The 15,144-nt window shown below is 75.9% G+C and carries 11 protein-coding genes and 1 pseudogene; 5 read left to right on the top strand and 7 right to left on the bottom strand.

Features of this window, described 5'->3' with window-relative positions; all coding sequences use genetic code 11:
- Positions 1-293 (top strand): annotated as a pseudogene (locus tag ACIQVZ_RS36110) (SAM-dependent methyltransferase); the annotation flags it as partial.
- Between the two features lie 57 nt (positions 294-350).
- Here the strand turns inward: ACIQVZ_RS36110 and ACIQVZ_RS36105 are convergent.
- Positions 351-710, bottom strand: a complete 360-nt coding sequence (locus tag ACIQVZ_RS36105; protein ID WP_063345891.1) for a zinc ribbon domain-containing protein YjdM — start codon at positions 708-710, stop codon at positions 351-353.
- A 291-nt stretch (positions 711-1,001) separates the two neighbouring features.
- On the opposite strand from ACIQVZ_RS36105, the gene ACIQVZ_RS36100 reads away from it, so the two are divergent.
- A complete protein-coding gene (locus ACIQVZ_RS36100; RefSeq protein WP_402456064.1) occupies positions 1,002-2,240 on the top strand; it encodes a styrene monooxygenase/indole monooxygenase family protein in 1,239 nt (412 codons plus the stop codon).
- A 50-nt stretch (positions 2,241-2,290) separates the two neighbouring features.
- Here ACIQVZ_RS36100 and ACIQVZ_RS36095 read toward each other — a convergent pair whose 3' ends face one another.
- From ACIQVZ_RS36095 to fxsT, 3 genes are read right to left on the bottom strand one after another with little or no spacing between them, the layout of a single operon-like run.
- Positions 2,291-3,319, bottom strand: coding sequence for a hypothetical protein (locus ACIQVZ_RS36095; RefSeq protein WP_402456062.1), 1,029 nt, complete (start codon positions 3,317-3,319; stop codon positions 2,291-2,293).
- Positions 3,316-4,572, bottom strand: coding sequence for a CHAT domain-containing protein (locus ACIQVZ_RS36090; RefSeq protein WP_402456060.1), 1,257 nt, complete (start codon positions 4,570-4,572; stop codon positions 3,316-3,318). The genes ACIQVZ_RS36095 and ACIQVZ_RS36090 overlap by 4 nt, the downstream gene beginning before the upstream one ends.
- Positions 4,573-4,575: 3 nt before the next feature.
- Positions 4,576-11,124, bottom strand: a complete 6,549-nt coding sequence (gene fxsT / locus ACIQVZ_RS36085; RefSeq protein WP_402456058.1) for an FxSxx-COOH system tetratricopeptide repeat protein — start codon at positions 11,122-11,124, stop codon at positions 4,576-4,578.
- A gap of 139 nt (positions 11,125-11,263) precedes the next feature.
- Between fxsT and ACIQVZ_RS36080 the strand changes: the two genes are divergently transcribed.
- Positions 11,264-11,824 (top strand): putative glycolipid-binding domain-containing protein, encoded by a 561-nt coding sequence (locus ACIQVZ_RS36080; RefSeq protein WP_402456056.1) that lies wholly within the window; start codon positions 11,264-11,266, stop codon positions 11,822-11,824.
- Between the two features lie 14 nt (positions 11,825-11,838).
- Here the strand turns inward: ACIQVZ_RS36080 and ACIQVZ_RS36075 are convergent, their stop codons facing one another.
- Positions 11,839-12,582, bottom strand: a complete 744-nt coding sequence (locus tag ACIQVZ_RS36075; protein WP_402456054.1) for an SOS response-associated peptidase — start codon at positions 12,580-12,582, stop codon at positions 11,839-11,841.
- A gap of 48 nt (positions 12,583-12,630) precedes the next feature.
- A complete protein-coding gene (locus ACIQVZ_RS36070) occupies positions 12,631-13,374 on the bottom strand; it encodes a helix-turn-helix transcriptional regulator (protein ID WP_350884845.1) in 744 nt (247 codons plus the stop codon).
- Positions 13,375-13,403: 29 nt separating this feature from the next.
- Here ACIQVZ_RS36070 and ACIQVZ_RS36065 point away from each other — a divergent pair, with 29 nt between their 5' ends.
- Together ACIQVZ_RS36065 and ACIQVZ_RS36060 are read left to right on the top strand one after the other, a co-directional pair.
- Positions 13,404-13,538, top strand: coding sequence for a hypothetical protein (locus tag ACIQVZ_RS36065; RefSeq protein ID WP_402456052.1), 135 nt, complete (start codon positions 13,404-13,406; stop codon positions 13,536-13,538).
- A 67-nt stretch (positions 13,539-13,605) separates the two neighbouring features.
- Positions 13,606-14,748 (top strand): MFS transporter, encoded by a 1,143-nt coding sequence (locus ACIQVZ_RS36060; protein ID WP_402456050.1) that lies wholly within the window; start codon positions 13,606-13,608, stop codon positions 14,746-14,748.
- On the opposite strand, the gene ACIQVZ_RS36055 is transcribed toward ACIQVZ_RS36060, so the two are convergent.
- On the bottom strand, positions 14,738-15,127 hold the full coding sequence (locus ACIQVZ_RS36055) for a PaaX family transcriptional regulator C-terminal domain-containing protein (RefSeq protein ID WP_402456049.1): 390 nt from the start codon (positions 15,125-15,127) through the stop codon (positions 14,738-14,740). The two genes, ACIQVZ_RS36060 and ACIQVZ_RS36055, sit on opposite strands and share 11 nt — an antisense overlap.
- Positions 15,128-15,144: the final 17 nt, after the last annotated feature.

The following is a 15,144-nucleotide window of genomic DNA, read 5'->3' as shown; positions in this document are numbered from 1 at the left end:
AGGTCCACGCCGCCCTGCGCCCCGGCGGCACCTTCGCCTTCCCGCTCCCCGCCCCACCACCGGTGGGCTCCCGCCTCTACTGGACCCTGTGGGGCTTCGACGCGGCGATGCGCGTCCGGAACGCCGTCTGGCGTCCGCCGTTCGTCATGTACTACCGGACCTTCCGCCTCCAGGACGTCCGCGCCCGCCTGGAGGCGTCCGGCTTCGAGGTCTCCCTCACCCCGGTCGAAACCCTGGGCCGCCGGGAGGACGGCAGCCCGCACTGCAGGCTGGTGGTGGCGCGGAAGGCGTAGGGCGGTCGGGCGTCGGGAGGTGTCGGGACAGGGAGAGGCCTGGGTGGCAGGGCCTCGTCAGGCCTTCTTGACCACGCTCGACTTGAGCTGCATGGCGCCGAACCCCTCGATCCGGCAGTCGATGTCGTGGCCGTCGACGCCGTCGACCAGGCGGATGTTGCGGACCTTGGTGCCCGCCTTGATGCCGGAGACACTGCCCTTGACCTTGAGGGCCTTGACGACGGTCACGGTGTCGCCGTCGCTGAGCACGTTGCCGACCGCGTCCCGGATCACCCGCTCGCCCGGGCCGGCCGGTTCGGCGGCGCCGCCTGCCGCGGGCATCCACTCGTGGCCACACTCCGGGCAGACCATGAGGGCGTTCATCTCATAGGTGTACTCGCTGGAGCACGACGGGCACGGGGGGAGGTGGTCGCTCATGCGCGCGGGCTGTCCTCTCGGGTCGGGCCGGGGGTCGGCGGCTCGCCAGCATGTATGAAGTTGAAGAATTTTTCAAATCGCTTGTTCGACGGCATTCGACCGCGGACGGTGACGTTTCCGGCGGGGCGTGCGCGCAGGCCGTGGACGCGGGTGTCCGATGACTGGTATCCAGGCCACTGGCAGCGCGACTGGCGGCCGGTCGGTTCCCACCGCCTCCTCGCGGGCTCACCGGCCCACAGGCGGACGGGGGTTGAGGCCGGGCCAGGACGTACAACCAGGAAAGCGGAGACGATGCGCAGAGTTCTGATCGTCGGCGCCGGGCAGGCCGGCCTCCAACTGGCCCTGGGGCTCCAGGCCCACGGCTACGACGTGACGGTGATGACCGACCGCGACGCGGACGCGGTCCGGGGCGGCCGGGTGCTGTCCACCCAGTGCATGTTCGACGCCGCGCTGCGGACCGAACGCGACCTCGGCCTGGATCTCTGGGCGGACACCGCACCCCGGATCGAGGGCCTCGGAGTCTCCGTCGCCGGGCCGGGGTCCGCGCGGGTGATCGACTGGGTCGGGCGCCTGGACGCGCCCGCGCAGTCCGTCGACCAGCGGCTGAAGATGCCCACCTGGCTGGAGACCTTCGCCGGGCGCGGCGGCCGGGTGGTGATCCGCCCGGTGACCGTCGTCGACCTCGAACACCTCTCCGGCTCCTACGACCTGGTCCTGGTCGCGGCCGGCAAGGGCGACCTGGCCGCGATGTTCGAGCGCGACCACGAGCGCTCCCGGTACGACCGGCCGCAGCGCGCGCTGGCCGCCAGCTACGTGTACGGGCTCGGCCCGCGCCCCGAGTACGACTTCCATGCCGTCCGCTGCGACGTGGTGCCCGGCGTCGGCGAACTGTTCGTCATGCCGGCGCTGACGGGCGCCGGCCCGTGCGACCTCCTGCTCTGGGAGGCCGCCCCGGGCGGCCCGGCGGACGCCTTCGACGGGGTCCGCGACCCGGCCGAACACCTGCGGGTGACGCTCGACCTGATGAAGACCTTCACTCCTTGGGAGTACGACCGCGCTCGGGCCGGAATCGAACTCACCGACGCCGGCGCCACCCTCGCCGGGCGCTTCACCCCCGTCGTGCGCCACCCGGTCGGCGAACTGCCCGGCGGCGGAGCGGTGCTGGGCGTCGCGGACGTCGTCGTCCTCAACGACCCGATCACCGGCCAGGGCTCCAACAACGCCGCCCGGTGCGCGGCCGGCTACCTCGACGCGATCCTCGCGCACGGCGACAAGCCGTTCGACCGCGACTTCATGCGGGCCGCCTTCGACCGCTTCTGGCGGACCGCGCGCCCCAGCACCGTCTGGAGCAACGCGATGCTCGCGCCGCCGCCCGAGCACGTGCTGCGCCTGCTCGGCGCCGCCGGTCGACTCCAGCCCGTCGCCGACCGGTTCGCCAACGCCTTCGACGACCCGGCCGACCTGGAGCAGTGGTTCCTCGACCCCGCGAAGGCGGCCGCCTACCTGGACTCGTTCGCACCGCAGGACTGACCGGTGCGGATCGGCCGGGGCGCCCGAGCGGGACGACGGGCCCCGTCCGGTCAGCGGGAGTGGGCGGCGAGGCTGAGCAGCAGGTGGGCGGATTCGGGGTGGTGGAAGTCGGAGTGGGCGCCCGCCGGGTTGAGGCGGGTGGCCAGGCTGCCGCGGTAGACCCGGGCGGCGTCGATGTTGACGATCGGGTGGTCCAACTCGGCGTGCGGGTACGGGGAGGCGGTCGGGCGCAGCCGGGTGCTGAACTGCGGGACGGGGGCGGCGCCGGTGCCGGAGTGGCCGATGCCCGGGCGGCCCTCGGCGCGCAGGTGCCAGAAGCCGGTGGCGCGGTCCCAGCGGGAGTGGGTGAGCACCAGCGGGCCGCGTAGCGGGGCGCCGGGCCGGCCGGGGCCGAGGAACAGCCGGGGGAAGAGGTGGGTGAAGGCGTCGCGGGGCGCGGCCATCTGGAAGATCAGCGCGCTGTCGACGGTGAACGGCCGGGTGGGGTCGCCCGGCCGGCTCCAGCCCAGGACCGGCGGCCCGGCGGGCCGGTCGGCCGCGTACTGGACGGCCTCGCAGAGGAAGCGGCCGCCGAAGGAGTGGCCGACCAGGTGCAGGTACTGGCCGTTGCGGTTGGCCAGGACGCGGGCCGCGGCCGGGTCGCCGCGGTCGGCGTCCAGGTAGCCGAGCAGGTGGCCGAGGACGCGCCCGGCCTGCCCCTGGGCGCTCATGGCGTGCGCCCGGGCCCGGATCCGGCGGTAGCCGGCCGGCGAGGGCAGGCTGGAGGACGGCCAGCGCACCACGACGCACCACGGGCGGAACCCCTTGGCCAGCCCGGGGTAGGAGGTCGGTGCGGACCGGTGCAGGGCGGCGGCCTCGGTGAGCAGGGCGGCGGCCGAGCGGTCGGCGGCGGCGGGGCTGGTCTGCCAGCCGTGGACGTAGACGTAGATGTCGGTCGCCCGCGGGGGGATGCGCAGGTGCCGGGCGAGGTGTTGGGCGATCCGGGCCTCGGGCACCGGCGTGCGGGTGCCGGGCACGAGCAGCCGGCCCTCCTCGTCCAGGTCGACGGTGGCGGTGGCGATGGGCGTGGGCGCCGTCACGGGGTCAGCTCCAGGATGCTGTCGAGGCCGCAGTGCAGGGAGTAGGTGAGCGCCAGCGGGTTGCGGTACTCGCGGGCGAACCGCCGGACCAGCTGCTGGGTGATCTCGCCCGCCGTGAACTCCCCGGTGAGGTAGAGGTCGAGGAAGGCGAAGGCGTACTCGGCGGCGAAGACCTGCGGGATCTCGATCTGCGGGCCGAGCACGCCGTTGGCGCCGAGGTCGACCAGTGCCCGGCCGAGGTGTTCCAGTTCGGCGGCCGTGGACTGCCCGGTGTGGCAGGCGTTCAGCAGCACGAACGGCCGGAACATGGCGTCCGGCGCCTCGGCGTGCCGCCGGCGGTGGCGGCGCACCAGGTCGGCGTCGATCTGGCGGTCGTCGGAGAGCCGGACGGCGAGCTGCTCGTACGGGGAGTCGCCGGGGACGAACTGGCCGTGGCACCAGAAGTACATGACGTCCTCGTCCAGCACGGCGGAGGACAGCGCCTTGAGCAGCGGTTCGGACTCGGTGCGCACGGTCAGCTGGGAGCGGTCCTCCAGCAGTTTGCGGACCTCGGGGGCCCGGCCGACGTCGGTGAGCTGGTCGTCGGTGTTGAGGCTGGTGACGGGCCTGGTGCGGGCCGGGTACGGCGGCTGGATCGGCGGGTAGCCGGCGCCGGTCTGCTCGACCTGGTGGCGGTGGCCGAGGAAGTCCGCCCACGGGTCGGCGCGGCCGCCGTCGACGGCGAGCATCGGCCAGGGCAGGTGGAGGTCGGAGTCGAAGCTGATCCGCAGCGAGCCGTGTTCGGTGAGCGTCCGGGTGAGGTACTCGCGGAAGACGGTGAGCTCGCGCTCCGGACCGTCGAGCATCACCTCCAGGAAGTACCGTCCCTCCTCGGCCAGTTCGGCGACCTGCCGCTCGGCGACGCCGGCCAGCCGGTTGAAGTCGACGGCCTGGGCGAAGGGGTAGCCGCCGATCGGCTCGGGGTCGTATTGGACCAGGCGGTCGCGCCAGACGGTCCGCAGCCGGGAGGCCCGGGCGAGCAGGGCGGGGGCGGACACCTTCAGCTCCGCGCGGTGGGGGCGGGACCAGGGCGTGCGCTCGCCGGGCCGGAAGGCGGAGACGAACAGGTCGTCGCGGTGGCGGCGCAGCGAGACCACGAGGTCCAGGGGGGCCGGCTCCTTGGCCTGCGGGGCGTCCGGTGCCTGTTGCCGGGGGAGCCGGGTGAAGTCGGCGGAGGGGTTCTGGCGGATCTCGACGAGGAGGTCCCGGGCCACGCGTTACTCCTCGTCCTGGGCGGTGTCGGCGGTGTCGGCGGTGTCGGCGATACGGGCGACGGCGGGGCCGGGCGGGACGTCGACGACGGCGGACAGGTCCTGGAGCACGGCGCCGTGCCCCCGGTCGTAGACGGTGATCCGGACGGTGTGCGGCCCCGGCACGGACGGGGTCAGCGCGAAGCGGACGGGTTCCCCGGCGGGGCTGTAGTCGGCGACGGGTGGATCGAGCACGGCGTCCGAGGCAGCGACGGCCACCAGGCGCAGGCCCGGCAGCTCGCCGGGGTCGCTCTGCGGCACCTCGGGTTCCAGCCGCAGTTCCAGGTGCACGGTGGCCCGCACCGCCGGCTCGTCGAGCAGAGTGAGCCGGGGCCGCCAGGCCGTCCTGGCCGGCGCGGGCGCCGGGGGGAGGTGCCGCGACCCGCGCGAGCGCCGGATCAGCGCGGCCGGTTCGGCCGGTTCGGACGGTTCCGACCCCAGCTCCGCGCGGACGGGGGTGGACGGCAGCGACTCCGGCCCGCCGCCGTCGAGCGGGGCCGGCGACTGCGTCGCGCCGCCGTCGAGTCGGGCCAGGGCCGTCCGGCTCTCCGCGGCCAGCGGATGGCCGTGGCCCAGCAGGGTCCGGCGCGTGGTGTGGACGGCCGCCAGCAGCTCCCGGGCGGCGTCCCGGCGCCCGCTCGCGGCGAGCGCGGCGGCCAGGCCGACGGCCAGGGTGGGGAACACCGGGAGCAGCCCGGGACGCAGGGTGCCGAGGCTGACGGCGACGTCGTCGGCGTGCCGGTGCCCGGTCAGCAGTGTTCCGGCCGGGAGCCGGTCGGCGACGATGCCCTCGTAGACCCGTACCGCCCCGACGGCGTCGCCGGCCCGCAGCCGCGCGTGGGCGAGGCTCTGGCGGATGCTCAGGGTGAGGGGGTTGCGCGGGCCGTGGCTCGCGGCGCACTCCTCGGCGAGTTCCTCCAGCCGGACGACGGCGCGCAGCGGCCGCGGGCCGCAGGCCAGCAGCAGCGCGTGGGCCTCGCGGGCGATGAGGGTGGCGTCGTCGGTGCCGCCGAGGGCGTCGTCCGCGCAGGCGGCGAGGGTGGCGGCCAGGCGCACCGCCGCGTCGTGCTCCCCGTCGAGGTGGCGGGCGACGGCGAGGACGCACCCGGAGCGGACGAGGCCGGGCAGGGCGGGGCCGGCCGGTCTGGTCCAGTCCGCCGTCAGGGGCGACAGTTCGGCGATCGCGCCCTCGTGGTCCCCGGCGAGCAGCAGGGCCTGGGCGAGGCCGTACCGCACGGCGTGGGCGAGCAGGTGCTCCGGGCCGAGGGCCGATTCGGCGGCGGCCAGCGCCTCCCGGTAGCAGTCGGCGCCCTCCGCGTACCGGCCGGCCTCGACGAGGTTGAGCGCGATGCTGTCCAGGTCGTCGAGAGTGTCGAGGGCGTCGGGGGCGTCGGGAACGTCGGGGTGTTCGGCACCGAGGATCCGGGTGCGGTCGGCCAGCACGGCGCGGTAGAGCGCGTCGGCGCGGTCGTGCTCCCAGCGGCGGCGGTGGGCGTGGGCGAGGTCGGTGCACGCGGTGAGGGTGGCGGGGTGGTCCTGGCCGTGGACGCGCTCGTGGTCGGCGAGCAGCATCAGCCGTTCGACGATCTCCTGCCGCTGCCGGCCGGCGCGGGCGTGGACGGAGGCGAGGCCGGAGCGCTCGCCGAGGGTGTCCGGGTGGTCCGCGCCCTGGACCCGGGTCCGGTGGGCGATCAGCTCGGTGAACAGGGCTGTGGCGCGGTCGAGTTCGCCGGTGGCGAGGACGGCCTCGGCGAGCTGGGAGAGCTGGAGGAGGGTGTCCGGGTGGTCGGGGCCGTGGAGGCGCGCGCGGTCGGCGGCCAGCGCCTCCCGTTCGGCCTCGGCCCGGTGCAGGAGGCCCGCGAGCCGGCGGTCCTGGGCGAGGCTGCCTCGACAGGCGAGGGTGTCGGGGTGGTCCGGGCCCTGGAGCCGGATCCGGTCCCGCAGCAGTGCCTCGTCGAGTTCCGTCGCGGGGCGGTGGTCGCCGCCCGACCGGTACGTCCAGGCCAGCAGGAACCGGGCGCCGAGGGCGTCGGGGTGGTCGGGCCCGAGCACCCGCTCGGTGTCGGCGACCAGGGGCGCGGCCAGGTCGAGCGCGCGTTGGAGGTCGTAGCCCGCGCGGTACGAGGAGGCCTGCCACCAGCGGGCGTTGAGGGTGTCCGGGTGGTCGGCGCCGAGCACCCGGGCCCGGTCGGCGGCGACGGCGCCGAAGGCCTCGGCCGCGCGGCGATGGTCGTCCGCGTCGCGGTGGGCGGCGGCCTGCCACCACCGGGTGGTGAGCGTGTCCGGGTGGTCCGGGCCCTGCGCCCGCTCCTGGTCGGCCAGCAGCGCCGTGTACAGCTCGGCGGCGGCGGGGTGGTCGCCCGCCGCCACCACCGACCGGGCGAGGCCGAGCCGCGCGTCGAGGGTGTCGGGGTGGTCCGGTCCGAGCGCCCGCTCGTAGTCGGCGATCAGGGCCCGGAACAGGCCGACCGAGCGGTCGTGCTCGGCCGCCTCGCGCCAGGTCCGGGCCAGGCCGAGCCGGGTGTCCAGGGTGGCGGGGTGGTCGGGGCCCTGGAGCCGGGTGCGGTCGGCCACCAGCGCGCAGTGCAGCTCCGCGGCGCGGCGGTGCTCGCCCGCCTCGGCGTGCGCCCAGGCCAGGGAACCGCGGGCGTCCAGGGTCAGCGGGTGGTCGGCGCCGTGGATCCGGGTGCGGTCGGCGGCCAGGGCCTCGTAGCGGGCGATGGCGCGGCGGTGGTCGTTCGCGCTGGAGGTGGCCCAGGCCAGGCCGGAGCGCGTGGCCAGGGTCTCGGGGTGGTCGGCGCCGCGGATCCGGGTGTCGTCGGCCACCAGTGCGTCGAACAGCTCCACCGCACGGCGGTGGTCGCCGGCCCGCTGGTGACCGTTCGCCTGCCACCAGCGGGCGGTGAGGGTCTGCGGGTGGTCGGCGCCCAGGATCCGGGTGCGGTCGGCCGCCAGCGCGTCGTACAGCTCCACCGCGCGGCGGTGCTCGCCGGCCCGCTGGCAGTCGTGTGCCAGCCACCAGCGGGCATTGAGGGTGTCCGGGTGGTCGGGGCCCTGGATCCGGGCCCGGTCCGCGACGAGCTCCCGGTGGAGCTCCAGCGCCCGGCGGTGCCGGCCGGCGGCGGTGAGCGCCTGCGCCAGCGCCAGGCGGGCGCCCAGGGTGGCGGGGTGTTCCGGCCCGTGGACGCGGGTGTGGTCGGCCACCAGGGCTTCGGACAGCGTGACGGCCCGCCGGTGGTCGCCCGCCTCCCGGCAGCTGTCGGCGTGCCACCAGCGGGTGTTGAGCGTCTCCGGGTGGTCGGGGCCCTGGAGCCGGGCGCGGTCGGCCGCCAGCGCTTCGTACAGCTGCGCCGCGATCCGGTGCTCCCCGGCGTCCCCGTGCGCGGAGGCGAGCCACCACCGGGTGCTGAGGGTGCGGGGGTGCTCCTCGCCGTACAGCCGGACGCAGTCGGCGACCAGGTCCGCGTACAGCTCCAGGGCGCGCGGGTGGTTGCCGCTCTCGTCGTGGGTCCGTGCCAGCTGGAGGCGGGCGCCGAGGGTGGCAGGATGCCCGGCGCCGAGCACCAGGGCCAGGTCGGCCAGTACCTGTTCGCGTTCGGCGAGCGCCTCCCGGATCCGTCCCGCGCTCTGGAGGGCGTAGGCCAGGCCGGTGCGGGCGTTGAGGGTCTGCGGGTGGTCGGGGCCGTGGACCCGGCCGTAGTCGGCCACCAGCCGTTCGCGCAGTTCCACGGCCTGCCGGTGGTGCTCCGCCGCGCCGTGCAGCCAGGCCTGCCAGCCGCGGGTGTGGAGGACGGCGGGGTGGTCGGCGCCGAGCACCCGCAGCCGGTCGGCGACGAGTCGGTCGCACAGCTCCGCCGCGTGTCGGTGGTCGCCGGCGTCGCCGAGGGCCCGGGCCAGGCTCAGCCGGGCCTCGAAGGTCTCGTGGTGGTCGGGGCCGTGGACCCGCTCGCGGTCGGCGAGGAGCCGCCGGCATTCGGCGAGCGCCGCGCGTGGGCGCCCGGCCAGCAGCAGGGTGCGGGTGAGGTTGGACCGTTCGTCCAGGGTGTCCGGGTGGTCCGGGCCCTGGACGCGGGCGCGGTGGGCCACCAGGCCTTCGAACTCGGCCAGTTCGCGGTCGGTCCGGCCCGCGACGCGCAGCGCGTAGGCGAGGTCGCTGCGCTCCTCCAGCGTGCCGGGGTGGTCCGGCCCCTGGGCGCGGGCGCGGTCGCGGACCAGCGCCCGGTGTTCGTCCACCGCCGTCCGGAGTTGGCCCGCCTCGCGGTGGGCGTGGGCGAGACCCCTGCGCGCGTCCAGCGTGTGGGGGTGGTCGGGCCCGAGGACGCGGGTGTAGTCGCCGACCAGATCGGTGAACCGGGTGACCGCCGAGGCCGGGTGCCCGGACTCGCAGTGGGTTGCCGCCAGCCGGCCGCGCGCGAAGAGGGTCTGCGGGTGGTCCGGGCCCTGGACCCGGACGTGGTCGGCGACCAGCGCCTCGTACCCGGCGACCGCGGCCCGGTGGTCTCCCGCGACGAGGTGGGCGGCCGCGAGCCAGTCGCGGCTGGTCAGGGTGTCGGGGTGGTCGGCGCCGAGCACCCGGGCCCGGTCGGCCACCGCCTGCTCGTACAGGGTGATGGCCAACCGGTGCTGACCGGCGGTGAGTTGGGCGTACGCGAGCCCGTTGCGGTGGGCCAGGATGTCCGGGTGGTCAGGGTCGTCCAGGACCCGGCCGGCGTCGGCCAGCAGCCGCTCGAACTCCGCCACCGCCGCCTGGTGCCGACCGGCCACCTGGAGGGCGTAGGCCAGGCCCGCGCGGCTGGTGAGGGTCTCCCGGCTGTCGGCGCCGAGCACCCGCGTCCGGTCGGCCACCACTGAGTGGAACTCCTCGACGGCACGGTGGTGTTCACCCGCCTTGCGGTAGGCGTGGGCGAGCGTGCTGCGGTCGGCGAGGGTGGCCGGGTGGTCGTGGCCCTGGCGGCGGGTGCGGTCGGCCACCACCGCCCGGCAGAGCGCGACGGCGCGGGCCGGGTCGCCGGCCCGGGTGTGGAGCTCGGCGAGCCGGCCCCGGGTGGCCAGGGTGTCGGGGTGGTCGGAGCCCAGCAGGCGGGTCTGGCCGTCGGCCATCGCGGTGACCAGCGGGATGGCGAAGACCCGCTGGGCCCGGTCGGTCAGCTCGCCGGCGGCCAGCCGGTACAGCGCGACGGTCTGCGGGGTGGGGTGCTCGGACGGGCCGCCGGCGGCCAGCTCGCGGATGTGCGGCAGCAGCGCCCGGCGCAGCCGGGGCCCGGCGGTCGGCCAGAGCCGGGCGGCGGCCTCGGCGAGCTGCTGTTCGGCGCGCCGGCGCAGTGGGCGGGCGCCGTCGGAACGGCGCAGCACGCCCTGGAGCAGGCGGTGCACGGTGACGGTGTCGCCGAGGGTGATCAGGTTGTAGTCGGCGAGCAGCCGCAGCGCGGAGTCGACCTCGGCCGGGCGGCGCGCGCCGAAGGGCGTCAGGACTTCGCGCGGCAGCGCCTCGGGGGCGTACCAGGCGAGCGTGCGCAGCAGCTCGACGGCGAACGGGGTGGTGGCCTGGACGGTGCGCAGGGTGGTGTGCCAGAGCCGGGAGACGGTGGCCACCGCGCCGGAGCCAGTACCGGAGCCGGAGCCAGTACCGGAGCCGGAGTCGGCGTCAGGGCCGGCCGGGCTGCTGGTGCGCAGCAGCTCGCGGTAGGCGGCGAAGGTCGTGCCGGTCTGCTGCACGTAGGCGCCGGCCTGGGCGAGGGCGAGCGGGAGGTGGCCGAGTTCGTCGGCCAGGGCGAGCACCTCGGCCTGTTCGGCCCGCGCCCCGGGGTGGGCGGTGCCGCAGAGCAGCCGGGTGGCTTCGGCGGCGTCGAGGACGTCGATCCGTACCGGGCGGATGCCGGGGTGCCAGCCGCCGGCGCGGCGGCTGGTGACCAACTGGTGGCCGCGGCCGAGCAGTCGGCCGAGATAGGGGGTGAGGTGGACCGGGTCCTCGGCGTTGTCGTAGACGAGCAGCCAGCGGTCGTGGGCGCGCAGCCAGGCGAGCGCCCACTCGACCTGCTGGCCGGGCGGGGCGGTGAGGGCCCAGGTGGGGTGGAGGTGGACGGCGAGGTCGGCGAAGGCCTCGGCGAGCTGCTCCTCGGACTCGGCGGCGATCCACCAGATCAGCCGGTAGTGCGCGGCCTCGGCGTAGGCGTAGTGCAGCGCGACGGTGGTCTTGCCGACCCCACCGAGACCGTGCAGCGTGGTGGCCTGGGTGACCAGCCCGCTGCCGTCGCCGTCCGACAGCGCCTCGGCGATCGCCCGCAACGCGCCGTCGCGGCCCACGAGCCGGTCCGCGGCGCGGGGTGGCAGGTTGGGCGCGGGGGCGCTCGCCTCGACGGTCAGCGCGGCCCGCGCCGCCTCGGGCGGCAGTACGGCCGCCCGCTGCTCGGCGTGCGGGTTCCCGGCGGTGGCGGGCGAGGCCGGGCGGCGCCGCTGGTCGAAGGCCTCGTGGTCGGGCAGGCCGCCCTCGGGCCGGACATGCGTCGTCCTGGACATCAACACTTCGGCGCCCTCACCCCCACGTACGGTTCCGCCCGCCCACCGTAGTCGCGGGCGGGCGCCGTGTCACCGGATCCCGCCGCCCGCCCGGAGGCGGGTACGCGCCCCTGTCGGTACCGGACGGTAGCGTACCCGGATGATCATGCACACCGTTCCCACCTGGCAGGTCACCGAGACGGACGGCCTGGAGACGTCCTGGATCGAGCTCGGTGCCGCCGCCCTGCACGCCCGCGGCCGGGTCGCCGCCGCGCGGCCCGCGCCGTACTGGCTGACGTACGAACTGGAGACCGGCGAGGGCTTCGTCACCCGGCGGATGCGGGTCCGGGCCGAGACCGCCGACGGCGTCCGCGAGCTGGAACTGCGTCAGGACGGCGGCCGCTGGAGTGTCGACGGCGTGGAACGGCCCGACCTGGCCGGCGCGCTGGACTGCGACCTCGGGCTCTCCCCGGTGACCAACACCCCGCCGGTGCTGCGCCACGGCCTCCACCGGGGCCCGGGCGAGCGGCACTTCCTGATGGCCTGGATCCGGGTGCCCGACCTGACGGTGCACCCCTCCCGCCAGACCTACACCCACCTCGGCCTGGACGGCGGGCGGGCCACCGTCCGCTACGCCTCCGGGGACTTGCGCAGCGACCTCGTGCTGGACCGGGACGGCCTGGTCCTCGACTACCCGGGGCTGGCCGGCCGGATCGCCTGACGGCCGGGCGGGCGTCAGTCCGCCAGGCCCAGCGGGTCCGGGGCGGGGGCGAGCAGTTCCGGCCCGTCGGCGCGGACGCTGTTGACGGCGGGGGAGACGGCCCGCACCCGCAGGGCGCCGTCGGTGGGGCGGCGCAGCAGGTGGTGGAGTTCGCCGGAGTCCGTGAGATCGGGGGCGAGCCAGGCGGACAGGTCGGCGGGGGCGATGGTGAGCGGCATCCGGTCGTGGACGCGCCCGGCGCTGTCGGTGGCGTCGGTGGTGATGACGGTGGCGGTGGCGAGCCAGGCCGCCGGGTCGTCCTCGGGCCGGGTGCGGTCGCGCCAGAACTCGTACAGGCCGGCCATCAGCATGACCGAGCCGGTGCTGAGGAAGTACGGCTGCTTGTACTTCTTCCGGTCGGCCGCGGCGGGGACCTCGCGCCACTCGAAGTAGCCGTCGGCGGGGATGACGCAGCGCCGCGTGGTGAAGGCCTTGCGGAAGGCGGGCTTGAGGTGGACGGTCTCCGAGCGGGCGTTGATCATGCGCGCGCCGCCGGAGGGGTCCTTGGACCAGGACGGCACCAGGCCCCAGCGCAGCGGGCGCAGCTGCCGCAGCAGCTCGCCGCTCTCCCGGTCGACGCGTTCCAGGACGGCGGGTACCGGGTCGGTGGGCGCCACGTTCCAGCTCGGCGCGAACGACTCGGCCGGATCCCAGCGCAGTTCCCCGAGCAGGGCGACGAGGTCCTGGGGCGTGGTGGTGGAGACGAAACGACCGCACATGCTCCCCACCCTGCCACCAGCGGCCGACAACGCGCGGTCGGTACGCGGTCAGTACGCGGGGTGGCGGCCCGGGGTGTGGCCGAAGGTGCGGCGGAAGACGTCGATGAAGGCGCTCGCGGAGGACCAGCCGCAGCGGTGCGCGACCGTGGTGACGGGCAGGCCCTCGGCGAGCAGCACCAGCGCGTGGTGCAGCCGCAGCTGGGTGCGCCACTGCGGGAAGGTCATGCCGAGGTCGGCGCGGAAGAGCCGGGAGAGCGTGCGGTCGCTGGCGCCGACCTCCCGGCCCAGTTCGGCGAGGGTGCGCTGGTCGGCCGGGTCGGCGCGGAGCCGGTCGCAGACCGCGCGCAGCAGCGGTGTGGCGGGGGCGGGCAGGTGCAGCGGCTGCTGCGGGGAGGCGCGCAGCTGGTCGAGCAGGACGGCGCGCAGCCGGGCCCGTTCGGGGCTGCCGTCCTCGGGGGTGCGGGTGTAGGCGACGATCAGCTCGCGCAGCAGCGGTCCGACGGCGAGCACGGTCGGCCGGTCCAGGCCGAGCGGGTTCTCGGTGGCGGGCAGTCCGACCAGGTGGAGGTCCAGCTCGCCGTGGGCCTGGTGGGCGTGCACGGTGCCGGCCGGGACCCAGATGGCGCGGGTGCCGGGGGCGACCCAGGAGCCGGCGTCGGTGGTGATGGCGAGCACGCCGCTGGCCGCGTAGGCGATCTGGTGGTCGTCGTGGCGGTGGGCGTCGATCCCGGCGCCGGAGGCCAACAGCAGGACGCGGGTCGGGGCGACGGGGTCGTGGCGGATGTTCGGCATCACCTGGCAGATTATCGGAAGCCCGACAGGTGCCGCTGCGCCGAGCATGTCGGCATGCCGAAGACAACGCCGGACAACCTGCCGATCACGACGCCCAGTGCGTCCACTACATCCAGCAGTACATCCAGTACATCCAGTACGCCGAGTACGCCGAGTACGCCTGACAATCCGAGGAGCACACCCGCCAAGCGGGACTCCTCGATCACCCTGCTGTCCCTCGGACACGCCTGCGTGGACGTCTACCAGGGCGCGGTGGCCGCCCTGGTCCCGTTCTTCGTGGCCGAGCGCGGCTACGGCTACGCCGCCGTCTCGGGCGTGGTGCTCGCCGCCTCCCTGCTCTCCTCGGTGGCACAGCCGCTGTTCGGCGCGATCACCGACCGCCACCCGCTGCCCTGGCTGCTGCCGGTCAGCACCTTGGTGGGCGGCGTGGGCATCGCGCTCAGCGGGGTGAGCGGCTCGTACCCGCTGACCCTGGCCTTCGTGGCGCTGTCCGGGGTCGGGGTGGCCGCCTACCACCCGGAGTCCGCCCGGGTGGCCCGGCTGGCCGCGCGGGACGGCCACCGGGGGATGGCCTGGTTCTCGCTGGGCGGCAACCTGGGCTTCGCGGCGGCCCCGCTGCTGGTCTCCGTGGTGGTCTCGGGCGGCGGCCTGCGGCTGACCCCGCTGCTGGTGCTGCCGGCGCTCGTGGGCGCCGTCCTGTGCCTGCCGGTGCTGCGCGAGCTGGAGCGGCGGCGGGCCGCAGGGACGGCTTCGGCACCGGTGGTCGGGGCCGACGACCGGGCCTCGTTCGTGCGGCTGTCGCTGGCCGTGGTGTTCCGCTCGATCGCCTTCACGGGCCTGAGCACCTTCCTCGCGCTGTTCGCCACCCAGCGGGTCGGCGGCGGTACGGCGGCGGGCACCGCGGCGCTGGTGGTGCTGTACGCGGGCGGCGCGGTGGGTTCGGTGCTGGGCGGCGCGCTGGCGGACCGCTGGGGCCGGGTCGCGGTGGCGCGCTGGTCGTACCTGGTGGCGGCGGTGGCCGTGGCGGGCGTGGTGCTGGTGCCGGGCCCGGCGCTGTACGTCTTCGTGGCGCTGACCTCGGCGGGCCTGTACGTGCCGTTCTCGTTGCAGGTCACGCTGGGGCAGGACTACCTGCCGTCGCGGATCGGCACCGCCAGCGGGATCACGCTGGGCCTGACCGTCAGCATCGGCGGCCTGGCGAGCCCGGTGATCGGCGGCCTCGCCGACGCGACCTCGCTGCGCACCGCCCTGCTGCCGCTGGTGCTGATGCCGGTGCTGAGCTGGCTGCTGTTCCGCACCCTGCCGGAGCCGGTCGCGCCCGACGCGCCTGCTGCGGCGGCCGAGCCCGAGCCGGGTCCGGCGGCTACGCGGTGACGGCCGCGACGACCTTGGCGTAGGCGTCGAACAGCCGGGGCGCGCCCGGCCCGGGGTCGGCGAGCAGCAGCGCCCAGCAGCGGGCGACGAGTTCGCGGGCCGCGGTGCCGGGCCAGGGCTGTGGCAGGAGTTCCGGCGGCAGCAGCGGGTCGGGCCCCATGGCCTCGGTGAAGGAGGCGGCCAACTCCAGGGCGACGGTGAGCAGTTCGGGGCCGCTGAGGCCCTTCTCCAGTCGGGCGAGGCGGTCGGCCGCGACCTCGGCGAGCCGCTGGTGGCCCTCGGCGACCTGGTCCAGCGGCCACCAGCGCCGGGCGAGCGCGCGGGGGTCGTCGGTCTCGCCGGTGCGCAGGCCGGACATCTGCGACGACTGGGAACCCACCGTCGCCATGCTGGGGA

Origin of the sequence: Kitasatospora sp. NPDC098663 (genome assembly GCF_044760075.1) — a bacterium.
Taxonomy (GTDB): domain Bacteria; phylum Actinomycetota; class Actinomycetes; order Streptomycetales; family Streptomycetaceae; genus Kitasatospora.
Note: the sequence above shows the minus strand (reverse complement) of the source record. Positions and strands in the feature narration are given on the sequence as shown.